Origin of the sequence: Bacillus sp. JJ864, assembly GCF_036963045.1 — a bacterium.
Taxonomy (GTDB): domain Bacteria; phylum Bacillota; class Bacilli; order Bacillales; family Bacillaceae_G; genus Bacillus_A; species Bacillus_A pseudomycoides_C.
Genome location: NZ_JBALLY010000006.1, coordinates 33,032 through 37,486, shown reverse-complemented (window position 1 = coordinate 37,486; position 4,455 = coordinate 33,032). Strand labels below are relative to the sequence as shown.

Genomic DNA, 4,455 nt, shown 5'->3' with positions numbered 1-4,455 from the left:
CATGGCCAGATGCTCTCGCTAGCCTAAAAAGAAAGAGGGTTTTTATGTCGATTTTTTAATTTGTATTTATATAGCTCATAATTTAATTCAAATGTAACTGAGTAGTTACATTGATTATATATAAATTGATGCTATTAAAAATTATATGAAAGATAGCTATAGATATAAAAAGATGCCAAGTAATTTTGATATGTATAGAGAAATTATTTCTAGTAGGAGAAATAATATTGAAGAGATTAAAGAGTTCTGGCTAGGTAAACTTTAACCATTAAATATGGACGAGATATGGTACCAAAGATTGTGGAGAAACATGTTAATACGAGCTTAGAGTTAATTTTAAAGAGAAGGTAAAGAGTTATTTGAACGTCTTTTGTTTTCGGAATTAAAGAATGTTAGTTTTGCTGAGTATTCAACATTCACAAATGTAATAACTATTGAAAAAGCAATCTTCATGTCTGCAATGAATAAAATTAATAACTGTAGAGATGTTGATGCTCATGCAACGGAGATAAGTGAATATAGAACATTACATATATGTTTTGCAGAATTGGTGGGTTTAGAATGTTATGTTATTATCATTTTAAACAATATAATGTCTAAGAAGAAAGGAAATATTATGGACACTTATAGAGAACTATTTTTAATGCAGCAAACTTACGGAACACTTTTTTCTCTTGCAAATAAGCTTCAGGTACAAGGCGATAAATACTATGACAAATTAACAGCACGACAGTATATGACAATGATCGCAATAGCTCATTTGCCGGAAGATGAAACAACAATCAACAATATTGCTAAAAAGTTAGGTACCACGAAACAGAGTGTGAAACAGCTGATAACGATTATAGAAAATAAAGGATATGTTACGACTGTGCCAAGTCAAAAGGATAAGCGGGCTGTTAATGTTAAAATTACGGAAGCTGGAAAACAAGTAGCAGTGGAATGTGCTGAAGGTGGAATTAACTTTTTTCTAGATCTTTTTGAAGATTTTACAACTGAAGAAATGGAAATATTGTGGCGGTTATTGAAGAGACTGTATTCCTTTGACGGTGAAGAGCAAGATGGCTTTGAAGAAGAAGTTAAATTAGAAATGAATGAAGATGTGAAGGACGTAGAGGCGAGACTATTAAAGGAATTTGAAAGACGAAGAAGCCATTCTAGAAATGAGAAAAGATAGAAATATAGTAAAGAAACGAAGAAGTCATAATTAAGTTTATGACTTTTTAATTTTGTTAAATTTAAGTGCGTTTTGATTTTCCTACATGTAACTCCTGCTATTTGCTGGTGGTAATGCTCCCTCCTAAAAAGAGTCGGCTGTTGGTTTTTCAATTGGTATTTATAATAGGTGACGGCATCTGGTTTAAAATAGACATTATATTGACTAATTGAAATTATTGTGATATTGTTCATTTAGACATTATATTGTCTAAATGAGAGGGATGAAAAAATGAACAGTATTGTTACGGTTGAAAAACTAGAAAAAAATTATCATGAAAAAAAAAGCTGTTGATGGAATCAATTTTGTAGTTAATAAGGGAGAAATCCTTGGATTATTAGGTCCGAATGGGGCAGGGAAAAGTACAACGATAAATATTTTGTCTACTGTATTAGCAGCTGATAATGGCAAAATAACGATTTTGGGGCATGACTTAAGAAAAGATGTAAAACCGATAAAACAGGGGATTGGAATTGTTCCTCAGGATTTAGCAATTTATGAAGAAATTTCTGTTGAGAAAAATGTACGTTTTTTTGCAAGTCTTTATAAAGTAAAAGGAAAACAACTAGAGAGTATGGTCAAGGAGGCTTTGGAACTAGTAGGGCTTTATGAAAAAAAAGACGATAAGCCCAAGACCTTTTCAGGCGGTATGAAACGAAGATTAAATATTGCTTGTGCAATTGCCCATCAGCCACAACTTATTATCATGGATGAGCCGACAGTGGGTATTGATCCTCAATCAAGAAATCATATTTTAGAATCAATTAAAACATTGAAAAATAGAGGTGCAACGGTTATCTATTCCACACACTACATGGAAGAAGTGGAAGCAATTTGTGATCGAATTATTATTATGAACAAGGGAAAGATTATTGCAGAGGGGACAAAAGAAGAATTAAACCAACAAGTGAGTGATGAATTTACTTATTATTTTTGTGTTAAAAATTTAAATAGATTAAGTGAACAGCAGTTGTATGAAATGAATGGGATAACAAAGGTTAAATTACTTGAGAATATGCTTGAGATAACTGCTGAAAAATCCAATGATAATCTAAATAGCATTATATCTTTAATGTTGGCAAGTGGTTGTGAAATTGAAAGCATGAGCAGTAAAGAGGCATCTTTAGAAACTACTTTCTTAGAATTGACAGGAAGAAGTTTAAGGGATTAGGGGGGATACATAGATGAACTTTATAAAAATAATAAAATTTGATTTTATGAATATCCTTAGAAATCCAGCATTGTTAATTACTAATACGATATTCCCATTTATACTCATAGGAGTTATGGGGTTCGCAACAAAAGGTGGCTATGGTTCAGGACCGATAAGTTCCTATGATTATTACGGAGTCACGATGATGATTTTTACCGCATTATTGATTGCCGTGACAGCTACGAATACATTTATGGAAGAAAAGGTTAAGAGGGGGAATACCCGCATTACATATGCACCAGTTTCTAAAACAGAAATATATTTATCCAAATTAATCTCTACTTATATGTTAGGCACTATTTCATACAGTGTCATATTGTTTGTAGGTCAATATCTCCTTCACATTAATTTTGGGCAGGAAAACCTTCTATACATCATGCTGTTAATGAATATGCTGACACTATTTGGCTGTTCTCTCGGCACAATGTTCTGTAGTATTTTCAAAAATGAAGAAGTTGCAAATTCAGTCATGCAAATTCCAATATTAGTGTTTGTCTTTTTTGGTGGCAGCTTTTTCCCTATAGCAAGTCTCGGGAAAATCATAGAGAAAATATCCTATATATCGCCAATAAAGTGGGTTACAGAATGTGCCTTTAAGGTTATTTATGACCATGACTTCAGCACGTATATACCTACTCTTTCCTTTTTGCTGTTTGCTTCGATCGTTTGCATGATAGTATGTCAAATAACTTTTAAGCCGGAGGAGTATGTATGATGAATGTAATTCACATATTTAAAAATAATTTTAATAGGATTTTAGCCCAAAAAGTGGTGATCATAGTGGCGTTTATAGTTGTTCCAATTATGATTGGACTTGCGGTATTTTTTACGGGAAAAACAGATATAAAGGGCAACATAGCTTTTATTTCAAATAATGAACAGAGCATTCCAAAAGATAATAGGATTAAAATTGATGTAATCAATAAAAAACCAGCCATTTCAGAGCTTCTTTCGGGAAAGTATATTGCCATTGTGGAAGAGAAAACTAATGGCAACTATGATATAACAACTTTAAAAAACAAAAATGATGAAAAAATTCTAAAAAACTTCTTTAAAACAGGTAAGATTTCAGAAAGTAAGCAAGTAGAAAAAGAAAAAAGAGGTGTTGGAACAAACGTTTTAGGATTTATTTTAATAATCCTTTTCATGCAAGGTGTTGCATTGATAACCCTTTATACAGAGGACAGGGATAAAAAAATCTTCAAACGTGTATTAACGGAGCCGGTAAGTGAAAAGCAATATATTTTTGCACATGGGATTTTTACATTCTTATGGCTTTATATACCGTCATATTTAGCGCTCGTTATCACAAAGGTTGCTTTTAATGTAGACATCGGATTTAGTTATGGAATGTTAGCGATATTAATTGGAATTCTTTGTACACTCTCAACGGCATTAGCTTTATTCATTACAACAATCATTGAACGGAACTACTCTGTAGTGGCCAGCGGAATTTATGTTATAACTTGTATATTATCAGGCTGCTATATTTCTTTTACAGGGGAAAATACAGTTTTAAATAAGATTTGTAGCGTTTTACCACAAAAATCATACATGACGCTGGTTCAAGGAATAGAAAAGGGACATGACCTATTAGAATTTAAAGGTCAGTTTATATATTTACTTACTTGGATTGTTGTACTCTGGATCTTGGGAAGTATGATTACTAAAAGGAAAATTAAGCAGGGGATGTATTAACTTTAAATGATTTATAAATCAATTGTAATGAAGAGTACCATTAACAATTATACAAAGAAGCCTTTAAAAACAGCGGTAAAGATTGTTCCAAAAGAATTTCATAATACGATCGTGGTATAAGCCGTTGTTTATAAAGAAAAGCTTCCTCATCGTAGCTGACACTTGCTTATGACTTTGAAGGTGCTTGAAGAAGGCAGGAGGGTTCAGCCTGTGGATATGTTTTTGCATACAATACATGTGGAGTGTGTGCTTGGTTGGAGATGAAATAAGAGCTGCCTTTATAGTCATTAAGTTGAGAAGAGGATATAAAAAAATAACCACCCTTATT

Annotated in this window: 4 protein-coding genes; all 4 read left to right on the top strand. The window is 32.4% G+C overall.

Annotated elements, in window-relative coordinates:
* The first annotated feature begins 616 nt into the window (after window positions 1-616).
* The 4 genes from V7024_RS01495 (at window position 617) to V7024_RS01480 (ending at window position 4,127) form a co-directional block, all read left to right on the top strand.
* Window positions 617-1,177, top strand: a complete 561-nt coding sequence (locus V7024_RS01495) for a MarR family winged helix-turn-helix transcriptional regulator (protein ID WP_335514698.1) — start codon at window positions 617-619, stop codon at window positions 1,175-1,177.
* 313 nt (window positions 1,178-1,490) lie between these two features.
* A complete protein-coding gene (locus V7024_RS01490) occupies window positions 1,491-2,387 on the top strand; it encodes an ABC transporter ATP-binding protein (RefSeq protein ID WP_438824426.1) in 897 nt (298 codons plus the stop codon).
* A gap of 13 nt (window positions 2,388-2,400) precedes the next feature.
* Window positions 2,401-3,144 carry an ABC transporter permease gene (locus V7024_RS01485; RefSeq protein WP_335514695.1) on the top strand — a complete coding sequence of 248 codons (744 nt, stop codon included), beginning with the start codon at window positions 2,401-2,403 and terminating at the stop codon, window positions 3,142-3,144.
* Window positions 3,141-4,127: an ABC transporter permease gene (locus V7024_RS01480; protein WP_335514692.1), complete on the top strand. Its 987-nt coding sequence runs from the start codon at window positions 3,141-3,143 to the stop codon at window positions 4,125-4,127. The genes V7024_RS01485 and V7024_RS01480 overlap by 4 nt, the downstream gene beginning before the upstream one ends.
* Window positions 4,128-4,455: the final 328 nt, after the last annotated feature.